This is a genomic window from Methanobrevibacter sp. (assembly GCA_022775905.1).
GTDB lineage: Archaea > Methanobacteriota > Methanobacteria > Methanobacteriales > Methanobacteriaceae > Methanocatella.
On record JALFJX010000025.1, the window covers coordinates 44,891 to 68,353 of the forward strand.

At 32.0% G+C, this 23,463-nt stretch carries 26 protein-coding genes and 1 pseudogene; 20 read left to right on the plus strand and 7 right to left on the minus strand.

Translation table 11 applies throughout. The features are described 5' to 3' along the window. Positions 1-36: 36 nt before the first annotated feature. From eno to idsA, 9 genes are read left to right on the plus strand one after another with little or no spacing between them, the layout of a single operon-like run. Complete coding sequence (gene eno / locus MR875_07380; protein MCI6994656.1) at positions 37-1,281, plus strand: phosphopyruvate hydratase; 1,245 nt, start codon at positions 37-39, stop codon at positions 1,279-1,281. A gap of 19 nt (positions 1,282-1,300) precedes the next feature. Further along, complete coding sequence (locus MR875_07385; GenBank protein MCI6994657.1) at positions 1,301-1,495, plus strand: 4Fe-4S binding protein; 195 nt, start codon at positions 1,301-1,303, stop codon at positions 1,493-1,495. 12 nt (positions 1,496-1,507) lie between these two features. Beyond that, positions 1,508-2,110 carry a 30S ribosomal protein S2 gene (gene rpsB, locus MR875_07390; protein MCI6994658.1) on the plus strand — a complete coding sequence of 201 codons (603 nt, stop codon included), beginning with the start codon at positions 1,508-1,510 and terminating at the stop codon, positions 2,108-2,110. Between the two features lie 9 nt (positions 2,111-2,119). Beyond that, positions 2,120-2,968, plus strand: a complete 849-nt coding sequence (locus MR875_07395; protein ID MCI6994659.1) for an MEMO1 family protein — start codon at positions 2,120-2,122, stop codon at positions 2,966-2,968. A 12-nt stretch (positions 2,969-2,980) separates the two neighbouring features. Beyond that, positions 2,981-3,943, plus strand: a complete 963-nt coding sequence (mvk, locus tag MR875_07400; GenBank protein ID MCI6994660.1) for a mevalonate kinase — start codon at positions 2,981-2,983, stop codon at positions 3,941-3,943. A 4-nt stretch (positions 3,944-3,947) separates the two neighbouring features. Beyond that, positions 3,948-4,748: an isopentenyl phosphate kinase gene (locus MR875_07405; protein ID MCI6994661.1), complete on the plus strand. Its 801-nt coding sequence runs from the start codon at positions 3,948-3,950 to the stop codon at positions 4,746-4,748. Position 4,749: 1 nt separating this feature from the next. Next, complete coding sequence (gene fni / locus MR875_07410) at positions 4,750-5,796, plus strand: type 2 isopentenyl-diphosphate Delta-isomerase (GenBank protein MCI6994662.1); 1,047 nt, start codon at positions 4,750-4,752, stop codon at positions 5,794-5,796. Positions 5,797-5,799: 3 nt separating this feature from the next. Beyond that, complete coding sequence (locus tag MR875_07415; protein ID MCI6994663.1) at positions 5,800-7,143, plus strand: RNase J family beta-CASP ribonuclease; 1,344 nt, start codon at positions 5,800-5,802, stop codon at positions 7,141-7,143. A 13-nt stretch (positions 7,144-7,156) separates the two neighbouring features. After that, complete coding sequence (gene idsA, locus MR875_07420) at positions 7,157-8,137, plus strand: short chain isoprenyl diphosphate synthase IdsA (GenBank protein ID MCI6994664.1); 981 nt, start codon at positions 7,157-7,159, stop codon at positions 8,135-8,137. Between the two features lie 765 nt (positions 8,138-8,902). Here the strand turns inward: idsA and MR875_07425 are convergent. Next, positions 8,903-9,067: a hypothetical protein gene (locus MR875_07425; protein MCI6994665.1), complete on the minus strand. Its 165-nt coding sequence runs from the start codon at positions 9,065-9,067 to the stop codon at positions 8,903-8,905. A 22-nt stretch (positions 9,068-9,089) separates the two neighbouring features. Here MR875_07425 and MR875_07430 point away from each other — a divergent pair, with 22 nt between their 5' ends. From MR875_07430 to MR875_07460, 7 genes and pseudogenes are all read left to right on the plus strand, one after another. Further along, on the plus strand, positions 9,090-9,308 hold the full coding sequence (locus tag MR875_07430; GenBank protein MCI6994666.1) for a hypothetical protein: 219 nt from the start codon (positions 9,090-9,092) through the stop codon (positions 9,306-9,308). A gap of 155 nt (positions 9,309-9,463) precedes the next feature. Beyond that, positions 9,464-9,751: a molybdopterin-dependent oxidoreductase gene (locus MR875_07435; protein ID MCI6994667.1), complete on the plus strand. Its 288-nt coding sequence runs from the start codon at positions 9,464-9,466 to the stop codon at positions 9,749-9,751. Between the two features lie 7 nt (positions 9,752-9,758). Further along, positions 9,759-10,909 (plus strand): annotated as a pseudogene (locus MR875_07440) (Coenzyme F420 hydrogenase/dehydrogenase, beta subunit C-terminal domain). Positions 10,910-10,920: 11 nt separating this feature from the next. Beyond that, positions 10,921-11,325, plus strand: a complete 405-nt coding sequence (locus tag MR875_07445) for a hydrogenase iron-sulfur subunit (GenBank protein ID MCI6994668.1) — start codon at positions 10,921-10,923, stop codon at positions 11,323-11,325. Between the two features lie 582 nt (positions 11,326-11,907). Then, complete coding sequence (locus tag MR875_07450) at positions 11,908-12,270, plus strand: hypothetical protein (protein MCI6994669.1); 363 nt, start codon at positions 11,908-11,910, stop codon at positions 12,268-12,270. A gap of 72 nt (positions 12,271-12,342) precedes the next feature. Further along, positions 12,343-12,792 (plus strand): SAM-dependent methyltransferase, encoded by a 450-nt coding sequence (locus MR875_07455; protein ID MCI6994670.1) that lies wholly within the window; start codon positions 12,343-12,345, stop codon positions 12,790-12,792. A 24-nt stretch (positions 12,793-12,816) separates the two neighbouring features. After that, on the plus strand, positions 12,817-13,602 hold the full coding sequence (locus MR875_07460) for an ADP-ribosylglycohydrolase family protein (protein MCI6994671.1): 786 nt from the start codon (positions 12,817-12,819) through the stop codon (positions 13,600-13,602). Here MR875_07460 and MR875_07465 read toward each other — a convergent pair. Continuing rightward, positions 13,595-14,389: a transcriptional regulator gene (locus tag MR875_07465; GenBank protein ID MCI6994672.1), complete on the minus strand. Its 795-nt coding sequence runs from the start codon at positions 14,387-14,389 to the stop codon at positions 13,595-13,597. The genes MR875_07460 and MR875_07465 overlap by 8 nt on opposite strands. Positions 14,390-14,508: 119 nt before the next feature. Between MR875_07465 and hcp the strand changes: the two genes are divergently transcribed. Together hcp and MR875_07475 are read left to right on the plus strand one after the other, a co-directional pair. Further along, positions 14,509-15,816 carry a hydroxylamine reductase gene (gene hcp, locus MR875_07470; protein MCI6994673.1) on the plus strand — a complete coding sequence of 436 codons (1,308 nt, stop codon included), beginning with the start codon at positions 14,509-14,511 and terminating at the stop codon, positions 15,814-15,816. Between the two features lie 2 nt (positions 15,817-15,818). After that, the gene (locus MR875_07475; protein ID MCI6994674.1) at positions 15,819-16,148 is read left to right on the plus strand and encodes a cupin domain-containing protein; all 330 of its coding nucleotides are present in this window, start codon (positions 15,819-15,821) and stop codon (positions 16,146-16,148) included. 148 nt (positions 16,149-16,296) lie between these two features. Here MR875_07475 and MR875_07480 read toward each other — a convergent pair whose 3' ends face one another. The 4 genes from MR875_07480 to MR875_07495 are packed head-to-tail and all read right to left on the minus strand — an operon-like array spanning position 16,297 to position 19,751. After that, positions 16,297-17,109 (minus strand): class I SAM-dependent methyltransferase, encoded by an 813-nt coding sequence (locus MR875_07480; protein ID MCI6994675.1) that lies wholly within the window; start codon positions 17,107-17,109, stop codon positions 16,297-16,299. Beyond that, complete coding sequence (locus MR875_07485; protein MCI6994676.1) at positions 17,109-18,119, minus strand: aldo/keto reductase; 1,011 nt, start codon at positions 18,117-18,119, stop codon at positions 17,109-17,111. The genes MR875_07480 and MR875_07485 overlap by 1 nt, the downstream gene beginning before the upstream one ends. Before the next feature lie 27 nt (positions 18,120-18,146). Further along, positions 18,147-18,731, minus strand: coding sequence for a transglutaminase family protein (locus MR875_07490; GenBank protein MCI6994677.1), 585 nt, complete (start codon positions 18,729-18,731; stop codon positions 18,147-18,149). Between the two features lie 15 nt (positions 18,732-18,746). After that, positions 18,747-19,751, minus strand: a complete 1,005-nt coding sequence (locus MR875_07495; protein MCI6994678.1) for a tetratricopeptide repeat protein — start codon at positions 19,749-19,751, stop codon at positions 18,747-18,749. A 117-nt stretch (positions 19,752-19,868) separates the two neighbouring features. Here MR875_07495 and MR875_07500 point away from each other — a divergent pair, with 117 nt between their 5' ends. Then, the gene (locus MR875_07500) at positions 19,869-21,539 is read left to right on the plus strand and encodes a glutamate--tRNA ligase (protein ID MCI6994679.1); all 1,671 of its coding nucleotides are present in this window, start codon (positions 19,869-19,871) and stop codon (positions 21,537-21,539) included. A 7-nt stretch (positions 21,540-21,546) separates the two neighbouring features. After that, the gene (locus MR875_07505; GenBank protein ID MCI6994680.1) at positions 21,547-22,008 is read left to right on the plus strand and encodes a hypothetical protein; all 462 of its coding nucleotides are present in this window, start codon (positions 21,547-21,549) and stop codon (positions 22,006-22,008) included. Between the two features lie 24 nt (positions 22,009-22,032). Here the strand turns inward: MR875_07505 and MR875_07510 are convergent, their stop codons facing one another. After that, positions 22,033-23,463, minus strand: coding sequence for a sensor histidine kinase (locus MR875_07510; protein MCI6994681.1), 1,431 nt, complete (start codon positions 23,461-23,463; stop codon positions 22,033-22,035).

The window sequence follows — 23,463 nt, forward strand, 5'->3', positions numbered from 1 at the left end:
GTTGGTAATAAATTAATTGGCACTGAGGTGTTTTTTTTGGTTAGTATAATAGAGGACGTCCAAGTTCGAAAGATTTTGGACAGCAGAGGAAACCCTACTATCGAAGTAGATGTAATTACTTGGAACAGTAAGGGTAGAGCTGCAGCACCTAGCGGAGCAAGTACTGGTTCACGTGAAGTAGTACCTTATCCTAAAGGTGGAATTGATGAAGTTGTTAGTGAAATGGAAGATTTGATTGCTTCTGAACTCATTGGAATGGATGCTGAAGATTTAGCAACTATTGATGAAGTATTGAAAGAAGTTGATGGAACCGATAATTTATCTGCTATTGGTGGTAATACTACTGTTGCTATCTCAATGGCAGTAGCTAAAGCAGCAGCTGCATCTTATAGTATGCCATTATATAAATACATTGGTGGAAATTTAGTAAATGAATTACCTTTCCCTTTAGGAAATATGATGAATTGTGGAGCACATGCAGGTATTAATGCGCCTGATATTCAAGAATTTCTAGTTGTTCCTGTTGGAGCTACTAATGTTGGTGATGCAATTTTTGCAAATGCTTCTGTTCATAAAAGATTAAAGGAATTAATTCAAACTAAAGATTCAAACTTTACCGGAGGTAAAGGTGATGAAGGTGGATGGGTGCCTAATATTTCAAATGAATCTGCTTTAGAAATTCAAGCCCAGGCTTGTGAAGAAGTAGGGGATGAATTAGGTATTGAAATTAGACCTTCACTTGATATTGCTGCATCCGAATTATGGAATGCAGAAGAGCAAAAATATATTTATGCTCAAGATGGTATCAAAAGAGATACCGGAGATCAAATTGATTTCGTAAAAGATATTATTGATACTTACAATATGTTTTATGTGGAAGATCCATTTGATGAATCTGACTTTGGAGGATTTTCTCAATTGACTGCAAAAGTTGGGGATAAATGCCTTATTTGCGGTGATGATTTATTTGTAACAAATAAAGATTTATTGGCTAAAGGTATTGAAATGAAAGCAGCTAATGCTATCATAATTAAACCAAATCAAATTGGTTCATTATCTGAAACTTATGCCACTGTCAAATTGGCTAAAGAAAATAATATTGTCCCTGTGGTATCACATAGATCCGGTGAAACTACTGATGAAACTATTGCTCATTTAGCAGTTGGTTTTTCATCTCCGTTGATAAAAACTGGAGCTATTGGTGGGGAAAGAATAGCTAAATTAAATGAACTAATTCGTATTGAAGAAGAACTTCCAAATCCAACTATGAGTAAATTTTAATAGATTTGGGGAGATAATTATGTCAAAAATAACAATTGATTATGATAAATGTGATGGTGCAGACTGTGCAGAATGTTCTGATGTTTGTCCTATGGAAGTATTAGTTCTTAAAGGAGACAAAATTGAAATTGTCGATCCTTCAGAATGTAGTTATTGTGAAGTATGTATGGACGTATGTCCAAATGATTGTATTATAATTGAAGATGATTTTTAAATAGGTGATAAAATGGCAAATGATGAATTATTAATAGATTTAGATAATTACTTAGCAGCTGGTTTACACATTGGTACTCAACAAAAAACCAGCGACATGGAAAAATACATATTCAGAGTAAGATCTGATGGTTTATACGTATTAGATATTCAAAAAACTGATGAAAGAATCAGACAAATCGCAAAACTCTTAGCAAAATATGACCCAGAAGATATTTTAGTAGTAGCAACCAGACAATATGGTCAAGCTCCTGTTAAAAAATTCGGAGAAATCACCGGTGCAAAAACTATTCCTGGTAGATTCATCCCTGGTACTTTAACCAACCCAAATTATGCTAAGTTCATTGAACCTAAAGTTATTGTTGTAACTGACCCAAGATCTGATGCACAAGCAGTTTTAGAATCCAAACAAAACGGTATTCTCGTTGTTGCATTATGTGATACTGAAAACTTACTCAGTTTTGTTGATATTGCAGTACCTGTTAACAACAAAGGTAGAAAAGCTATTGCTTTAGTATACTGGTTACTTGCAAGACAAATCTTAAGAGAAAGAGGAGACATTCCTGAAGACGGTGACTTAGATATTGATTCCACTGACTTTGAACTTAAATTTTAAGTGAGTTAAATGTTAAGACAACCTGCCGTAGCTGGATCATTTTATCCAGATGATGTTGAAAATCTAAAAAGACTCATTGAGAGTTGTTTTTTAGAGGAATCAGGTGTTGGTTTTATACCTGAATTGAATAAATTTGAAGGTAAAGATTACCCTATCAACGTTATGGTTCCACATGCAGGTTATCAATATTCTGGTGCAATAGCTTCTCATAGCTATTGCAATATCGTTAAAAATGGTTTTCCTGAAGTTTTTATTATTATAAGTCCAAATCATACTGGTTTTGGTAGTGAAATTTCTGTTTTTAATGAAGGTGTTTGGATGACACCTTTAGGAAATGTTGAAGTTGATAATGAATTTGCTGATGAGATAATTTCAATTTCAGATATTGCAAGTTCAGATTTCCATGCTCATGTTCATGAACATAGTATAGAAGTTCAACTACCTTTCCTTCAATATTTTTCTTCCGATTTTAAAATAGTTCCGATTACTATGGGAACACAAACTTTTGTAACTTCAAATGATTTAGCAAATGCTATTTTTGAAGCTGGAAATAAGTTAGGTAAATCCTATTGTGTTATTGCAAGTACAGATTTATCTCATTTTAACAATCAGGAAAAAGCAAATAAAGTTGATGGCTTTGTTTTAGAAGATATTGAAGAAATGAATGAATTCAAATTGTTTGAAGAAGTCGTTCAGTATAATATTACCATGTGTGGTTATGGTCCTGTAATGACCAATATTTCACTTTCTAAGAGAAATGGGAAGAATTCTTGTGAAATATTAGCATATCAAACTAGTGGTGATGTCACTGGTGATTATAGCTCTGTTGTTGGATATGCTTCAGGAGTTTTTAAATAAAGGTGTTTTTTTATGATCGCAAAGGCTTCCGCTCCGGCAAAAACTATATTATTTGGTGAACATTCAGTTGTTTATGGTGAACCTGCAATTGCAGGAGCAGTTAATAAAAGGGTTTATGTTACAATTAAAGAGTCAAAATCTGATAAATCTATTTTTAGAGCTCCAGATATAGGATTTGAAGCAGAATTAATTTCTAGGCAAAAAAAATACATTTTAACAAAAGGAAAACCAGGTATTATTAGATATATTTTAGAATCTCTTTACAGAGCACATGACCACTCTCCAATCGACATAACATTATCATCAAATGTCCCTATTGGTTCAGGGCTTGGTTCATCAGCAGCAGTTACTGTAGCTACACTTGCTGCATTATATAGATATCACAATATTCGTTTTAATAAAAAATCTTTAGCTCATGATGCTCATATGGTAGAACAAGCAGTTCAGGGGACTGCTAGTCCACTTGATACTTTAGTTTCTACATATGGTGGTCTTATTTACTTATCCAGAAATAAAAAGGTTGAACACTTTAAAGTAAACTTCAATGCTCCATTAGTTGTAGGTTTTACAACTAAACATGGAAATACTGGAAAGATTGTTAAGGATGTTAAAAATTTAAAGAATAAAAATCCAAAAATTATTAATCCTGTCATTACTGCAATGGGTAATTTAACCAATTATGCTAAACAGGCTATTTTGAAAAAGGATTATAATAAAGTTGGAGAATTAATGAATATTAATCATGGTTTTTTAGATGTTATTGGCGTTAATACATTAGAATTATCTCGTATGGTATATAATGCAAGGGATGCAGGAGCTATTGGTTCTAAAACTACTGGTGCTGGTGGTGGAGGAAGTATTATTGCACTTTGTCCGGGGAAAGTTGATGAAGTTGCAAATGCTATTGCTCGTGATGATAATATTTTAAAAGTCAGATTTACTAGAAGAGGAGTCTCTTCAAGGGTTTATAAGTGATTTCATGATTATTTTAAAAATTGGTGGCAGTAGTTTAACAAATAAGGATTCATCTACAAGTGAAGTTAATTTTGAAAGTCTTAAAAGAATAGCTTTTGAAATCAAATCATCTTTAGATAATTCTGCTAAAGAGTTAATCATTGTACATGGTGCTGGATCATTTGGACATCCTCCTGCTAAAAAATATAAAATTGGCGAAGTATTCGATAAATCCGAGTACCCTCAAAAAAGAATTGGATTTTGTGAAACTCAGAATGCTGTTAAAAAATTAAACATGCATGTATGTGAAGCATTCATTGAACAAGGTTTACCTGTTGTTGCAATACCTGCTTCAAGTTTCATGACAGCCACTAATAAAAGAATAACTAATGGTAATTTAGATTCATTTAAAAATTATTTGGAAAAAGGTTTTATTCCAGTAATTTATGGTGATGTGGTATTGGATGATGAATTGGAAATTTGTGTTATTTCCGGTGATCAATTGATACAATACCTGGCAATGAATTTAAACCCTGATCAAGTAATTCTTGGAACCGATGTCGATGGTGTGTATAACAAAAACCCAAAAACACATGATGATGCTGTATTTTTCGATAAGTTCTCTTCACTTGAAGACTTGGATACTTTGGAAGGAACTACAAATATAGATGTCACCGGTGGAATGGTTGGGAAAATCAAGGAATTATTATATTTGGCAGATTTAGGAATTGAATCCAAAATAATAAATGCTGAAGTTGAGAATAACATTTTTAAAGTATTGGAAAATGAAGATGTAAAAGGAACTGTAATTTCAAGGGGAAATTAACATGATTTCAGATAGAAAATTAGAGCATTTATTAATTTGCGAAAATTATGATGTTTCATTTAAGAATAAAACTACTGGTTTTGAGGATATTGAATTAATCCATAATGTTTTGCCGGAAATTGATAAACAAGAAATTGATTTGTCAACATCTGCTTTTGGTAAGAAATTAGATTCACCATTATTCATTACTGCTATTACTGGCGGACATCCTGCTGCAAAAGAAATTAATAAACAATTGGCTATTGCAGCTGAAACTAATAATATTGCATTAGGTGTTGGATCTCAAAGAGCAGCATGTGAACATCCTGAGCTTGAGGATACTTATACTGTTGTTCGTGAAAATGCTCCTAATTGTTTACTTGTTGGTAATATTGGAGCACCTCAATTAAATTTAGCTGAAAAAGCTGTTGATATATTGGATGCAGATATTTTAGCTATTCATTTAAATCCTCTTCAGGAATCTATACAACCTGAAGGTGATTTGGATGCAAGAGGATATCTTGATTTAATTAATCAGATCACAAGTGCTGTTGATATTCCTATCGTTGCAAAAGAAACTGGTTGTGGTATTTCAGCAGAATCAGCAGAAGCATTGGTTGGTGCTGGTGTTGACTTTATTGATGTTGAAGGTGCTGGTGGAACTAGTTGGGCTGCTGTTGAAACATACAGGGCTGAAGATAGATATTTAGGTGAAACATTTTGGGATTGGGGAATTCCAACTGCAATTAGTACTGCTGAAGTTACTAATGCTGTTAATGTTCCTGTAATTTCATCTGGAGGAATTCGCAGTGGTCTTGAAGCTGCAAAAGCAATTGCTCTTGGGGCAGATGCTGTTGGTATGGCTTTACCATTCTTAAAAAATTCCGTTTCACAAGAACAATTAAACAAATTCATTTCAAGATTCAATGATTCCTTAAGAATTGCAATGTTTTTAGTAGGTGCTAGTAACATTGAAGAATTAAAAGAAGCTAATTTAGTTATTCGTGGAAAAACAAGAGAGTGGCTTAATGAAAGAGGTATTAACACAAAAAATTATTCAAGGAGATAAAACATGAGCGTAGAAATAATCGCTATTGGAGGATACCAAGAAGTTGGGAAGAACATGACTGCGGTCAAAATTGGTGAAGATGTCATCATTTTTGATATGGGTATCCATTTGGACAGAATTAGTATGCATGAAGATACAGATATCGACAGAATGCATAGTCTAGATTTAATTGAAAGGGGAGTTATTCCTGACGATACCTTAATGAAAGATGTTGACGGAAAAGTTAAAGGAATAATCTTTTCACACGGTCACTTAGACCACATTGGTGCAGTTGCTAAATTAGCACACAGATATGATGCACCTTTAATTGGAACTCCGTATACTGCTGCTTTAATTGAAAAACAAATTAAAGGGGAACGTAAATTCAAAGTAAACAATCCAATCAGACCTTTAAATGCAGGTAGTAAATTAAAACTTTCAAAAGATATTACTTTGGAATTTGTTCAATCAACTCACAGTATTCCGCAGGCAGTATTTCCGGTTTTACACACTCCGGAAGGAATCATTGTTTATGCTTTAGATTTTAAATTTGACAATCATCAAAAAGTATCTCCACCACCTGATTACAAAAGGTTAAGAGAATTAGGTAGGGAAGGAGTACTTGCTTTAATTGTAGAATCAACTAACGCTGCAAATTATAAAGAGGTTAAAACTCATTCCGAACGTATTGCTCGTAATATATTGGAAGATGTAATGAGAGGACCTCTTCAAGAAAAAACTGGTATGATTGTTACTACATTTGCATCTCATGTAGAACGTATACAAGCTATTGCAGACATTGCTAAAAAAAGCCACAGGGAAATATATTTCCTTGGTAGATCCATGGAAAGATTCTGTGGTATTGCACAAAAATTAGGTATTTTAAAATTACCTAAAAACGCTAGTATCTACGGATCCCCTAAAGCAATCAATAAGGCTTTAATGAGAGCTGATGAAGATAGGGCTAACTATTTACTCGTAACTACAGGACACCAAGGGGAACCTGATGCATTACTTCCAAGAATTGCTAATGGAAGAACTCCATATAATATCAAAAAAGGCGATAATGTAGTTATTTCAGCGAATGTTATTCCAAATCCTACTAATGCTGCAAATAGACATATCATGGAAAGAAGATTAAAATTAAAAGGTGCAAGAATTTATCCTAATGCTCACGTTTCTGGACACGCTGGAAGAGAAGACCACAGAGAATTCTTACGTATGTTAAAACCACAACATATTATCCCAGCACACGGAGACTTAACCATGCTTGCAGCTTATGCAGAACTTGCAGAAGAAGAAGGATATAGAATCGGATATGATATTCATATATTAAGAAATGCGCAAGCACAAGTTTTTAAAAGTTAAATGAGGGATGTATATGAGTGATATAAAAGAAGTACTTGGAAATTATTCCAATGATATTACAAAAACAATCGAAGAAGAATTAGCAATAATTACTCCTAATAACCTTGCTGAAGCATCAGTTTATCTTACAAGAGCTGGTGGTAAAATGCTCAGACCAGCTTTAACCTTAATCACTGCTGAAGCAGTTGGTGGAGCTCGTGAATCTGCATTAAAATCTGCAGCAGCAATTGAATTAATCCATACATTTTCACTTATTCATGATGATATCATGGACCAAGATGACATGAGAAGAGGAATGCCTTCTGTACATAAAGTTTGGGGTGATGATGTGGCTATTCTTGCAGGAGATACATTATTTTCAAAAGCTTTTGAAATGATTATTGGAACTGAAGGAACCAGTTCAGATCAAAACAATAAAGCTTTAGCTACTGTTGCTGATGCTTGTGTAAAAATCTGTGAAGGTCAAGCATTGGATATGGGCTTTGAAGAAAGATTTGATGTAACTGAAGATGAATACATGGAAATGATCTTCAAAAAAACTGGTGCATTGATTGCAGCTGCTACAAAAGCAGGAGCTATTATGGGTGGAGCATCAGAAGAAGTCATTAATGCAATGTATGAATATGGACGTTTAATTGGTCTCGCATTCCAAATTCAGGATGATTATCTTGACCTTGCAGCTGATGAAGAAACATTAGGTAAACCTATTGGCTCTGACATAGGCAAAGGTAAAATGACTATCATAGCAATTAAAGGTTTAGCTAGTGATGAATCTGGTAGATTACTTGAAATCTTAAAAGATGATGAAAACTCAGATGATGATATAGCTGAAGCAATTGAAATTTTAACTGATTGTGATGCTATTGAATATGCTCGTAATTTGGCATTAGGATCTGTTAATAAAGCTAAAGAAGTACTCGAAATATTAGATGATTCTTCATTTAAACAAGTACTTGTTGACATTGCAGATTTTGTACTTGAGAGAAGTGCATAACTTCTCTCACTTTTTTTATATTTTTTTCTTTGTTTGTTGATTGTATATTTGTCATATGTTAATCATGATTAATTATGATATTTCATGATTAATCGTGATAATTTTTTTTTTAGATATTTGAGCTTAAATTTTAAATTGAACAATTAAAAATAAATATTTTTTTTATAATAGTTTTAAATATATTAATTTTTAAAATAAGTTTATTTTATTTTTGTATTTGTTACTTAAACTCTTTAAAAGCCGTAGGTTCAAGAGGCAAGATTTATATATGTAATATCATATATACAGTATTAATTATTTAATTAAACCTCTTAATTAAGTAATTGACATGTAATAGTTTGGGAGTATTTTGGAGATATAACATAAGATAATGGATTGATTAGGACAAATTTAACCGTGTGGTTGGGTTTGATTGTATTATCAAATATGTTTTAGAAGTGAAATAAGTTTTGACATTATTTTAAGATAATGTGAAAATTTAGATTTTAACTTTAAGATTGATGGAAATTTTATAGGTAAGTCTAAGATTAAACTTTTTTTTATAACTATGGTGTTCTCAAGTGGGAACACTTGTTTACTCCCTTAACTACTTTTTTGGAGATATATTATGTTGGAGATTAAGCATACATTATGCCCTACCTGTAGTGTTGGTTGTTGAGTTAATATAGTTTTAAAAGAAGGTGAAGTTGTAGGGACTTTCCCATATAAAAGACATCCGGTTAATGCTGGTAAAAATTGTTTAGGTGGGAGAACTTCAATTGATTGCTATTTAAACAAATTTACAGACATTAATGTTGACAATGCAATTGCAGATGCTTTAAAAGAGTTAAAATCTGCTGATGCATCCAATGTTACTGTAATTTGTTCCGGTAACAATGATGTTGATGAAGTCAAAGCTATTAAAGAGTTTGCTGATGCTAAAAATTTCAATTTAGCATTCTATGCAGATAATTTGAAAGAGTTTGCTGATGTTGCAACTTATGATGAAGTTGAAGAAGCAAGCAATGTTATCGTCATTGGTGACCTCTTATTTGAAAATCCTTTAATTGGTAGAAGAATTGTTCATGCAAAACAAAATGGAGCAAAAATTTCTGCATTAGGCAAAACAGAAGAATCTGTTACATTTAATATTGCTGATGAAACTTTAACACTTCTGTTGCTGAATTCTTAGATGCTGTTGATGTCGATGAATCATCTGTAATTGTATTTAATTATGTTGATTCTGCTGATGATTTAGCTAAAATTGAAGCACTCAACTGCAAAAAATTACCTGTATTTAGTAAAGCTAACTCAAAAGGTACATTTGATATTGTTGAAGCTAAATCATTGGATGAACTTGTTGAAGTATTGGACAGTACTAAAGTATTGTTAGTATTCAATGATGATATTGTGGATGAAATTGATTTTGATTTTACAAAAATATCTAAAATTATTGTTGTTGCTCCATGTGAAAACAACACAACAAAAGCTGCAGATATTGTTATTCCTATCAAAACATGGCTTGAAAAAGATGGATCATTTGTAAATGCAATGGGTACTTGTCAAGAGTTTGTTTCTATTGTGGAATCTGATACATTAAGTGAAATCGAAGTGATTGGAAAATTAAATAGTTAAACAGGTGATTGATATGAGTTATGTTTTAGCAAAATCTCAAAATGATGATATTCTTAGTGTAGGTGAATGTGGTGGAGCTGTAACCAGTGTCCTTAAATATTTACTTGATGAACAACTTGTTGGTGGTGTTATTGCATTACGTCCTTGTGATGATGTTTACGATGCTACTCCTGTTTTTGTAACTGATTCAGAAGAGTTAGTAAGTACTGCTGGATTTTACCACTGTGCTCCTACAATGATTGGAGATTTAATTGAACAATATGTTGATGATGACACTAAACTTGCTGTCATAGTTAAACCTTGTGACATGAGAGCAATGCATGAACTTATCATTAGACATAAAATTAACGGAGATAATATTTATTTCATTGGTTTGAACTGTGGTGGAACTGTTTCACCAGTCAGCGGTAGAAAAATGATTGATTTATTCTATGAAGCTGACCCTGATGATGTTGTAAGTGAAGAAATTGATAAAGGTAAATTTATTATTGAACTTGCAGACGGAACTGAAGAAGCAGTTAAAATCCACGATCTTGAAGCTGATGGATATGGATGTCGTAAAAACTGTCAAAGATATGATGTAAAAATCCCTAGAGGAGCAGATATTGCTTGTGGAAACTGGGGGGGGCTGAAGATGGATGGACTTTTGTTGAAATTAACAATGATAAAGGTCAAGAATTAATTGATGGTGCTAAAAAAGCGGGAATTCTTGAAACTAAAACTCCTGCTGATGCAGCAGTTGAAGCAAGAAGTAAAGTTGAAAACATCATGATTAAAATGGCTAAAAAGAACCAAGAAGCAACATATCCAACTGTAAGTGCAATGACTGAATGGAGTCGTTGTATCAGCTGTTATGCTTGCCGTGACATCTGTCATGTCTGCTGGTGTTTCCATAACTGTGAATTAAACAAATCTTACTTCAAAGATGAAGCAAATGTACCTCCAAGTCCTATTGCTTTCCAAGGTGTAAGGTTATCTCACATGAGTTTCAGTTGCTGTGACTGTGGTCAATGTGAAGATGTATGTCCAATGGACATTCCTGTATCATTAATATTTGACAAATTGCAGAAAAAATACTGTGAAAGAACTGGTTACTATGCTGGAGTTTCTGAAGATATCAAACCTCCTTTATACAGTCCAGAAAAAACAGAATTCTAGAGGTGTTTTGTATGTCTGAAGAATTAAAAATTGTAGGTTTATTATGTAATTGGTGTTGTTATGGTGGAGCAGATACTGCAGGAACTGCACGTATGCAATACCCACCAAACATTAGAATTATTCGTGTAATGTGTTCTGGAAGAATTAGCCCTTCAATGATTTTCAAAGCATTCCAAGAAGGTGCAGACGGAGTATTTGTAGGTGGATGTCATATCGGGGACTGCCACTATGATGCAGGTAACTACAATTGGTCCAGAAGATCCAAAATTGTTGAAGACATTCTCGAAGAATTCGGAATCGAAAAAGAAAGATTCCTCTATGAATGGATTTCAGCATCCGAAGGTGAAAAATTCCAAACAACTATGGATGAATTCTATAAAATATTGACTAAATTGGGGCCATTAGAATTAGAATAATCAATTTTAATGACTGTAAATGTAAATAGCTATTTTTATAGTTATTTACTTCTCCTCTTTCATTGTCTTTCTAAGATTAGTATTCTATTTACTAATGTTAGAAAAATAGTTAAGTAGAGAATATTTAATTGTTTTTCGAATTAATTAAATCTATATTGATACTTATTATTAGCCGATAACTTTTGGTCATCAGCATTGCTAATTGTTATCAATTTTTCTCCATCGATGTAGAAATAATTAATCAAATAAAAAAAGAGAAATATATGAAATTCATATAGGTTTCTTTCACTGTCTACAATAATTATTAAAGCTTCTCCCTTTAATAGCTATCCATTTTTTATTCATATGCAATCCATTTTCATATTGTATTAAATAATGTAATTTTTACTTAATTATATTATTACTTTTTATATTAATTATTTTATTTTATTTTGTTTAATATTTTGTATTACTTTTTATATTAGTTATTACTTTTTTTTATTTTTTTATAATTTAGTAATACTTTTATTTTTTTGTTCTGAATAACTTTATAAACTTGAAAATTAGTAAATTATATATGAATATATAATATTTGGTAATATTGTGAGTTGTTACAAATATTGGGGCAAGCTTGAAGAAATTGCTGACAAGTTATCTTCACTAGGTGATGTGGATAAGTATGGTGATTCTGCATTGGATAATGTGGATATGAATGAAATTATGGAAATTTTGGAAGATGTTGGAATCATTGCGCACGATAAAACTATTGATTTTGATTCTGCAAAGCATATTCTTGATGATGAGAAAATGAATAAAGTTTTAAAATTAATCAGAAAATTTTATGTTTATGTGGGTGCAAGACTTGAAACTGAAAAAACTATTGAAATGTTGGAAGCTGATGATTTGGATACAAATTTAGAATCATTTGAGTTCTATGATCGTTATGTTGGATTATTAAACAATTAAAGTCAATTAGCTAAATTCAATGAAAACAAAACATTCGTATTCTTAGGTTCAGGTCCACTTCCAATTACTTTAATGATGTTCCATGAATTGTTTGGATGCAAATGTATTGGAATTGAACAACAAGAGGATGTTGCTGAACTTTCAAGAAAACTCCTAAAGAAATTGGGGCTTGAAAATGACATTGAAATTGTTGTTGGTGATGAAACTACAATTCAGGATTTGGAATATGATATTTTAATGGTTGCTGCTCTTGCAGAACCAAAAGATAGAGTATTTACTAATATCTGGGAATATGTTGATGAAAATACTCCTGTAATTTATAGAACATATACTGGAATGAGAGCAATTTTATACTCTCCAGTTTTAGATAAGGATACAAGAGGGTTCCACAAAGAAGTAATGCTCTTGCCAACCGGAAATACAAACAATACTTCTGTTTTAATTAGAAAATGGTTTGATTTCTCAATTTATGTCTATGCTTTGCATATGACTTTTTTTACTTTTTTTAGATATTTTTATTAATTATTTTTTTCATAATATATGCTCATGAAAGGAATTCTGGGAGCTATCTGTGGAGATATTATTGGATCAACTAGGGAGTTTAATCCAATTAAAACAAAAGATTTTGAATTTTTTAAAGATGAATCAACATTTACTGATGATACTGTAATGACATTGGCTGTTGCAAATTGGTTAATTGATGATAAAAATTCTGATGATGTTTTAATTAATAAATTGCAATATTGGGGCAATACTTATCCTTATGCAGGTTATGGTGGAAGCTTTAGAAAATGGTTGGTTGAAGATGATCCAAAACCTTACGGTAGCTGGGCCAATGGGTCTGCAATGAGGGTTTCACCATGTCCATGGGTTGCAAATTCATTGGATGAATCCCAAAAATTAGCTAAAAGGTCAGCTATTGTAACTCATAATCATCCTGAAGGAATAAATGGTGCACTTGCAACTTCTGATGCAATTTATCTTGCAAGAACAGGAGGAAGTAAGGAAAAAATTAAAAAACACATTGAAAAAGAGTACGGTTATGATTTGGATAGAACAATATGTGAAATTAGGCAGGATTATTCATTTGATGTTTCATGCAAAGGAAGTGTTCCGGAATCAATTATTTGTTTTTTAGAGGGAAATTCATATGAAGATACGATAAGAAATGCAATTTCGCTTGGTGGTGATGCTGATACTCAAGCAGCTATTGCGGGCAGTATTGCATCTGCATATTGGGAAATCCCTGAGGATATTGTAAATAATTCATTAAATCGTTTAAATGATGATTTACTTGGAGTTTTAATTAATTTTGAAGAAAAATTTATGTAGATTGTTTTTTATTTTTTTTCTGTTTATTTTCTATTTTATGCAGTTGGTTCATGAATCTTTCATCGTAATTTCTTGCAATGTCTTCATATTTGTTCCAGATTCCGATTGCAGATTTTGGAAGAACAGTTCTTTTGTCTTCACTGAATTTGGTATATGTATGCATCATTTCCTTCGAATCGGCAATCAATACTTTAACAAAAGGGATGTCTGCTTTTTGAACTGGAATGTCATGGTCTTTGAAGAATTTAACAATGTGGAATGTTTCTTCATTAATGCAGCATGTTGGAGATGCAAGAATATTGACATTTAGATTTTTTCTCTTTTTAAATACCTTCACTAATGCTTCACCTTCGCCTTCAAACAGGAATCCAATTCTCATATTTACTGAAGTTTTAGCACGTGTAATTATTTCCAATTCTTGACTTATAATTCTCTCAACTCCATAAATTCTCCAAATAGGAGCTTGAACCTGGCTCATGCCGTTTTCATATACATTAGTAAGTCTTGTTATTGTGTCATCCAATTCAGATGTTAATTTGTTTTTTTCAAGAGTCAATACTTCAACCGGTGATCTTACGGTATATGTTAGTGGTCTTCCGTCTTCAACATATATGTAGTTTTTCTGAATTAATCCCTTAAGAACATCATATATTTTACTTCTAGGAATGCCTGATTTTTCTGCTATTTCTGTTGCATTCGATGAGATTAAGGAAGTGAGTGTTACATATGCTTGCGCTTCATACATAGTGAGTCCTATTCCTTTGAGTACTGATATATTTTCATCCATATTTATTATTATGTTGTAAGTCCATATATGATAATTACTATTACTACTTGAATAGTGACAATATCTTTAAATACTCTTTTGGACTACCTTTAATTAACGATATTTACGAGGTAATTATTATGTCAGAAGGATTAGATATGTTCTGTTATCAATGTTCCCAGACCGCTAAGGGAACTGGGTGTACTGTTAAAGGTGTTTGCGGTAAAAATGCAACTGTTGCAAGATTACAAGATAATTTAATCTTCACCATGAAAGGAATCAGTGCATACAACTACAACGCAAATGTTTTAGGAAAATACAACCCTGAAATTGATGCATTTTTAACTAAAGGTTTATACACTACATTAACCAATGTCAACTTTGATGCTGAAGACTTAGTTGCTCTTGCATTAGAAGCAGGTAAAGTCAGTGTTGATGTAATGAGATTACTCAAAGATGCACACATTGAAGCATACGGTGAACCAAAACCTGTTGAAGTAAAAGTCGGTGCACAAGAAGGACCTGCAATTATTGTAACTGGTCACGACTTAAAAGCTTTAGAAGAATTATTAAAACAAGTTGAAGGAACAGACATTAAAGTTTACACTCACTCTGAAATGTTACCTGCCCATGGATACCCTGGACTCAACAAATATGAAAACTTAGTTGGTCAATTAGGTGGAGCATGGCATGATCAAAGAACAGTCTTCAAAAAATACAATGCAGCTATTGTTGCAACCAGTAACTGTGTATTGCCTGCACTTGATGCATACAAAGAAAGAATGTTCACTATGGATGTAGCTAAACTCGAAGGTGTAAAAACTATTGAAGATTATGATTTCTCAGAAGTAATTGAATGTGCAAAATCTTTAGGATCATTAGAATCTGAAGAATTAACTACTCTTACTACTGGTTGGAGTGCAGGCGCTATTGTAGAGCATGCTGATGCAATCAAAAAATTAGTTGAAGAAGGAAAAATCAGAAGATTCTTCGTTGTTGGTGGATGTGACAAAGCAGCAAAACACAACAACTACTACAGAGAATTCGTACAAAACTTACCGCAAGATACAGTTATCTTAACATTAGCATGTGGAAAATACAAATTCAATGACTTAGACTTAGGTGACATTGAAGGAATTCCAAGATTACTCGATGTAGGACAATGTAATGATACCATTGTTGCAGTAGATGTGGCATTAGCTTTATGTGAATTATTCGACATGGAATTAAATGAATTACCATTAACTATTGTTCTCAGTTGGATGGAACAAAAAGCAGCTGCAGTACTCTGGGCTTTACTCTACCTTGGAAAAACTGACATGTGGATTGGACCTGTACTTCCTGCATGGTGTAATGAAGACATTTTAAATGTCTTAGTTGGAAACTACAACTTAACTCCAACTTCTGGTAATGCATTAGTTGATATCAAAAAGATTATGGGGGAATAGTTGTGAATGATGATATTAAAGCTAAGGCTTTAAATATCCAATTTTTATTGGACTATCAAAAAGATAGTGTCGTCAGCCGTGAAGTGCTTAAAAAAGAGCTAGGTACAATTACATTCTTTGCGTTTGATCAAGGTCAAGGATTATCTGAACATTCTGCTCCTTTTGATGCGTTTGTTCAAGTTATTGATGGTGAAGCCGAAATCACAATTTCTGGAAAAACACACACTGTTAGCTCTGGAGAATTTATTATAATGCCAGCTAATGAACCTCATGCACTTCAAGCTGTAATATCTCCATTTAAAATGATTTTAACCATGATTAAATCTAATTAATTTCATTTTAAATTTCTATACCTGAATAAAATAATATACCACATTACATTAACCATGAGGATATTGGATGTGCGTTTACCAATATGTTTCATGGTTTTTGTCGTTTTTAATCTCTCTTTTTATCATATGAAAAACACGGATTTGGTAGCTATTGTTTCCACCAAATCAAAATCCAATCTGCTTTGTCTTTGACATTATAATATTTTTCAGTTTCTTCATTGTATGTAAGAACTCTTTTTAGATATTCTTTTAGAAGCTCTTTTTCATTGTCATTGTATAAGTCAGTCCTGAATTTTCCATTACCTGCAGCTTCATCAATGCTGTCGTATTCACGGTAGTTATTGAGGTCAAACCTTTCAATATTTGCATAAATCCCTAAATTGAACATTATGTTGAAAAAGTAGTTATAATCAGGGAAATCTTCTGTTTTAATTCCAATTTCATTTTCGAAATCCTTTTCGATTTTCTTGTTTTCAGGTCCAAAAATTGTTATGAAGACATATTTGTTTGCAATTTTATTAAGTTCTTCTAAAGTTTTATCAATTGGAATGATTCCATTAAGTGATCTTGAGCATACTACTACATCAACATCTCCAATATCTTCATAGGTTATCTCTTCAATAGGTTTTAGAATGGTTTCGATATTTTCCACATCATTTTCAATAGCTCTTTTTTCAAGATATTCAAGCATTTTGGGTGATGAATCAACTCCTATTACTTTTTTAACTTTTTTAGCTATTGGTATGGTTATTGATCCTTCACCGCAGCCAACATCCAAAACTGTGTCATTTTTATCTAAAATTAATTTATCAAATAATGCGTCCTGATAGTCATCTTTTCTTGTTCGTTTATAAAATCCCGGTGCTGCTTTGTCCCAATCTTTATTGATTTTGTTTTCTAAGCGTTCACCCCAGAATTTTACCCAGTCAACATCATTCGGATCATCAATGCATTGTTTCATTATTCCACCTTTGTTTTACCGGTCAATACGTTTTGATAGTCTTCATAGTTTTCTTTCATAAGTTCTGGAATATCAAGTTCATAGGGGCATTTGTCAACACATGAGTAACATTCAGTACAGTCTTTTGTTTTTTCCATAAGTTTTTGTGTTTTTTCATCTAAATTAGGTTCAGTTGGAAAACGCCTAATCCATAATGACATTCTGCAGCATAAACTGATGTTAATTTCTTCAGGACATGGCATGCAGTATCCGCAGCCTCTACAGAAGTTCACTCCTAGTTCTTTTTTATCATTTTCAATATCTGCTTTCAAATCATCAGTTAAAATGGTATTTTTATCATAGGATAAGAATTCGTTAAGTTCTTCTAGTTTTTGAATTCCCCAAATTGGCAATACATTATCGAATTGGTTCATATATGCAAAGCTGGCTTTGGAATTTTTGATTAATCCGCCACCCATTCCTTTCATTGCAATAAAACCAACATCCATTTGTTTACATTTTTCAACAAGTTCCAATTCTTCTTCACCGCTTAAGTATGAAAATGGATATTGCATTGTTTCATAAAGTCCACTGTCTAATGCTTCATGTGCATGAGTGATTTTATGGGTTGTGATTCCAATGTGTTTTACTTTTCCTTCTTCTTTTGCTTCAAGCATTGCTTTATATAATTCATCATCTGCTTTTGGACAAAATGAAAGGTTGTGGAATTGATATAAGTCAACATAATCTGTTCTTAATTCTTTAAGTGATGTTTCTAAATCATTCCAAAATTCTTCAACTGTTTCCATTCCGGTTTTTGTTGCAATGTAAATGTTTTCACGAACATCTTCAAATGCTTTTCCGAGTTTTCCTTCACTGTCAGTGTAGAAACGTGCAGTATCATAAAAGTCAATTTCATTGTCATATGCAGTTTTTAATATTTCAATGGAATCTTCTTCATTTCTTCTCTGAATTGGAAGTGCTCCAAATCCGTTTTTGTTTACTTTTAAATTTGTTTTTCCAAGTCTCATTGTATCAATCCCTTTTTTTAAATTAAATCAATCAAAATTAATTTTTAGTTCGAATAGGTTTTCATTTTCATTAAGAGTCTTTATCAATCTTTCATCTAAATCGGTATTGTTGTCATTATAATCAATTTCATTTAATTCACTTCTGGCTTCAAAAGCTAATTGATTATTGTCTAAACAGAATTCATTATTCTCATTATTTATGTTGCCTCTAGCATCGAGTCTAATCCATTTGCAGGAATTTTCTATGTATACAGTATTCAATGCATGGATCATATGACCTTGGTTCCCAGTTTCAGACAATGAGAGAAGTTGGTAACTAATTCCTGATGGGATGTTATTTGCTCTAAGAATGGCTGCAAGAAGGCAGGATTTTGTCCAGCAAATTCCAGTTTTATTCTTAAGCACATCACTGGCAGTCCTTGAAACAACATTTGCTCCAATATCCCAGGAATGTGGAATTTCGTCACGAACAAACATGTAACTTCTTTTTATGTAGTCATTCTTATCTGTTGATTGATTTTTTAATTCTCTGACCTTTTCCTGGATGATTGGGTTCATATAATCTATGCTTTGTGTTTCGTTTAAATATTCTGTAATAGTGGAATTGTCCATTTTAATTCACCATTTCTAATAACCATTTAATTTTAATATTATATATAGTATGAAAATAATTAATAATAAAAGTAGGGAAGTTTTAGTTGAGAAAAATTTGCTTTTTCTGAATTCCTGGTCTTCAACATCTCCTTTTTTTAATATTCTTTCTTTTTCAAAGGAACATTTTTGGTATATTGATTCTATGTCCTTTGAAAGCCTTCCATGTTCATTTAACATGTTAATTGTTTTATTCAGGTATTTTATGGCTTCACGGTCATTTCCAAGATTGACACAACAGAATGCAGACTTGTAATTGAAATTTGTAATTAACTCTAGATTGTCCTCGATTTTGCTTTCATAATTTAAGCAATTTTTGTATTCATTTAATGCATCTTTGTATCTTCCAAGGTCAAATAATGCATCACCTTTTGCATTAAATCCGACTAGTGTATCTTCTTCTCGTAATGATTTGGTTAAATACATAAGTGCTTCTTCATTTTTACCATTCTTTTGAAGCATTTGTCCTTTGTATAAATCTGACTTTTGGTTTGATCCAAATTGATTTTCATAATTGTTGAGAAGTCTCAAGGAATCTTCATATCTTTTTGCCTGCATTAAAAGTTCAATTTTGGCTAGTAATAATTCTTTTTTTGAAATGCGGGGTGTTTCAATTTTTGAATAATTGGAATAGTTCTTGTATGCATTATCCATATAATTTAAGGCATCATCGATTTTACCTTTATTAAATCTGGACATTGCCTTATCGCACAATGCATTGATTGATTTTGGTTGATTCTCTAAATATTTGTCAAAATACTTTTCACCATAATCACCATTGTCATGTGTTTCATCATAATACTGGTAGTACAATCCTTTTTCTTCTAGAGCTGAAATATGATTTTCATCAATCAATAAATTTAAAATGGTTAAATAAGTTTCAACGTTATCTTTTGAATGGTTCCTGCGTGCTAATCTAAGGGCTTCTGAGTAATTTTTTTCATTAATATATTTTTTTGCTTGACTAATGTCCTTATTCATGGTATCAACTTATTTTTTTATTTTTGTCATGGCAAATATTCTTAATATTTATATATCTTCAAATAGATAAATAATCATACTTATTTTTATATTAATTAATTAAATTGTGATGATTAAATGAATGATTTAGAAAAAATTGTTTTTAAACATGCTTTATTAAATGCAGCTAAACATAAGGGAAGTGCAAACCCTGGTGCTGTTATGGGTTCAATCATGTCCAATGAACCTGAACTTAGAAGTAAAGCAAAAGAAATTGGTCCGATATCTGGTAAGATTGTAGCTCAAGTAAATGCAATGTCTCCGGAAGAACAAGTTAGTGAAATGGAAAAATTAGGTGTAGAAGTTCAAGAGAAAAAACCAAAAGCAAAAGAAGTAGGACTTCAAGAACTTCCTGGAACTCATGAAAATATTGTATTGCGTTTCGCTCCAAATCCAAGTGGTCCATTACACATTGGACACTCAAGAGCAGCAGTTCCAAATGCAGAATATGTGAAAAGACACAATGGTAAATTAATCTTGAGAATCGAGGATACTGACCCAAAAAGAGTATTCGAACCTGCTTATGAGATGATTCCTGAAGATTTAGCATGGCTTGGAATTGAACCTGATGAAATTATTTACCAATCAGACAGATTTGAAATTTATTATGATTATGCTCGCCAATTAATAGAAAAAGGTGCAGCTTACATGTGTACCTGTGACGGTGCAGACTTCAAAGAACTCAAGGACAATTGTAAAGCTTGCCCATGTCGTGATAATAGTGTGGAAGAAAACCTTGCATTATGGGAAAAATTTGATACTATGGAAGCTGGTGAAGCAGTGCTCAGAATAAAAACTGATATTGCTCACAAAAATCCAGCTATTCGTGACTGGGTTGCAATGAGATTGGTTGATGAAGAGCATCCTCGTATGGGTACTAAATACAGAATATATCCAATGATGAACTTCTCTGTTTCTGTAGATGATCATTTAATGGGTATGACTCATGTTTTAAGAGGTAAAGACCACTTAGCAAACAGCGAAAAACAAAAATATCTCTATGGCCATATGGGATGGGATTTACCGGAATTCATCCATTATGGAAGACTCAAAATGGAAGATATTGCTTTAAGTACCTCAAAAGCAATGGCTGGAATTGAAGATGGAACCTACAGCGGATGGGATGACCCTAGACTTGGAACATTAAGAGCTATTGCAAGAAGAGGAATTGATCCAAGAACAATCTACAATTTAATCACTGAAATTGGTGTTAAAATGGCAGATTCTGCAATCAGTTGGAAAAAAATTTATGGATTAAACCGTAACTTTGTAGAGCCAATTGCAAACAGATATTTCTTCTGTGAAGATCCTGTAGAAATCACTGTTGACGGTTATGAAGACGGTGAAGTCTCAATTGAAAGACCATTACATGCAGACCATATGGACAGGGGAAATAGAATATTGCCGTTTGCAGGCAATGCATACCTTGCAAAAGCAGATTATGTTGATGGACTTTTCAGATTAATGGATGCAGTCAATGTTGACATTGATGGTGATAATGTAACTTATCATTCAACTTCATTTGAAGATGCAAGAGAAGCAAAAGCTAGAATTATTCAATGGGTTCCAACTACTGACAATGTAAATGTTACAATTGTTATGGATGATGCATCAACCAAAACAGGTCTTGGTGAGGGTGCACTCTCTGATTTGAAAGTTGGAGATATTGTTCAATTTGAAAGAGTAGGTTTTGCTCGTTTAGATGAAATTAAAGATGATGAGTTAATCTTCTACTATGCGCATAAATAGGGATAATATGACTTTATTTAACAATGGTTACTCAACTCTTTTAATGCCTGAAAATTTTGACCCGGTTACTACTAAAGATGAATTTAATGATTTATATTTGGTAAATACCAAACTGCCTATGTCAATTAAATTTTCAACAACACCTACTTTAGTTGGGCTTCCAGCCATAAAAGAAGACATTGAAAAGAACATTAACAACAATCCTAGAATTAATTTAGTATTATCAGATTTTGTCCCAATAAATGATGATATATATTATTTGATTATTTCTTCATTTTCTGATGGTGAAAAAGAGTTAAGGCGTAACGAGTTCTTATATGTTGAAGATAATAATCTGTACATATTTGAATTTACTTATCCTTATGCTGATAGGGAACTGGATGATTTCTATTTAAATATCATACGTTCTTTTAAAATTAGTATGCCAAAATATATTGTTGAAGATGGCAGTTATAGATTAAATGAATAAATTCATTTAGTCTTCAAACTTTTTTTATTTAATATCCATGTGTTGTTTTATTTTATTTTCGAAAGTAATTGCTCTTTTTACTCCACTTTCTGTGTTTATAGTCATTTCACCATCAATCTGTGAAACTAAAACTTCAATAATCATTGATCCCATGCCAGTATTTGATTTTAAATCTTTTTTACTGCAGCCAATTCCGTTATCTGTGAGGGTTAAAACGCAATTGCTGTTTTTTTCTTTTAAGTTAATTGAAATGACGCCTCCTTGATTTGGAAATGCGTATTTATATGAATTAATAATGGACTCATTTATTATTAATCCTATTGGGGATATAATGTCTATGTCTATATTAATATCATCAATATCCAAATTAAAAGTGATATCATCACGATTTGCTGTCTTGAGGATATTTGAAGTTAATTCTTCAATGTACTTTTTAGCATTCACTTCTCCAAAGTCTAATGTTTCATATAAATTGGAATGAACTAATGTCATAGTCATAATACGATTTTGAATGCTTGTTAGAATTTTTTTAGCATCTTCGTTTGATGATTTACGTTTTTCAATATTTATAAAGCTGGATAAAACGGTTAAGTTATTCTTCACCCTGTGGTGAACTTCAGCGAGCAATACTTCATTATTCATATATGCTTCTTCAAGTTTTCTTTTATTTTTTATGTCTTCTTCGTTGATGTGGTTATTATAATATGTTATAAATGCCCATACAATTGCTAAAAATATACTGAATGCGATAATTTCAACATTGCTTCTTGAAATAGAATCAGATAATAATGGAGAAGATTCTATTAGGACTCTGATAATTGTAAAGACAAAGGAAGCACTGATAATAATGACTGCTAATCTTCTTGTGGATTTACCGATAACTGATTTTGAGTTCAATACTTTGGAGTAACCTTCATCTGGATAAATGAATATAAACATAAGAGACCATGCAATATAATAAACTACGTAATATAATCCGGTATATGCATCTCCTATACGGATATTGTAAATAGCCATCATAAGACCAAATACATAACTACCTAAACATAATACATCAACTAGTTTAAAATATTTTTTATAAATTACACATAAACAAACAATGCAATATGTGACTAAGTCTAAATAAACATCCCATTTATGTAGCATGTCATTTGTTGAATAGTAAGATTTTCCAAATGAAGTATAATTGGATATAATACCAATGATGAAGTATGTTATTACAGCTATTGTAAAGAAATATCTCCAGTTTTTATTCTCCAGTTTATTAAAATAAATTGAAATTATGAGAATAATTGGTATGAATACATCTCCGAAAAAGAAGAAAAATAATGGTTTATAAAAATCAACATTAATGCAATCGTTAGCTGAATCCCCTATTTGGATTATTAAGATTAAAATTGCTATTATTAAACTTATTTCTCTAAGCCCTATCTTTTTTGTTATATTGAATTCCAT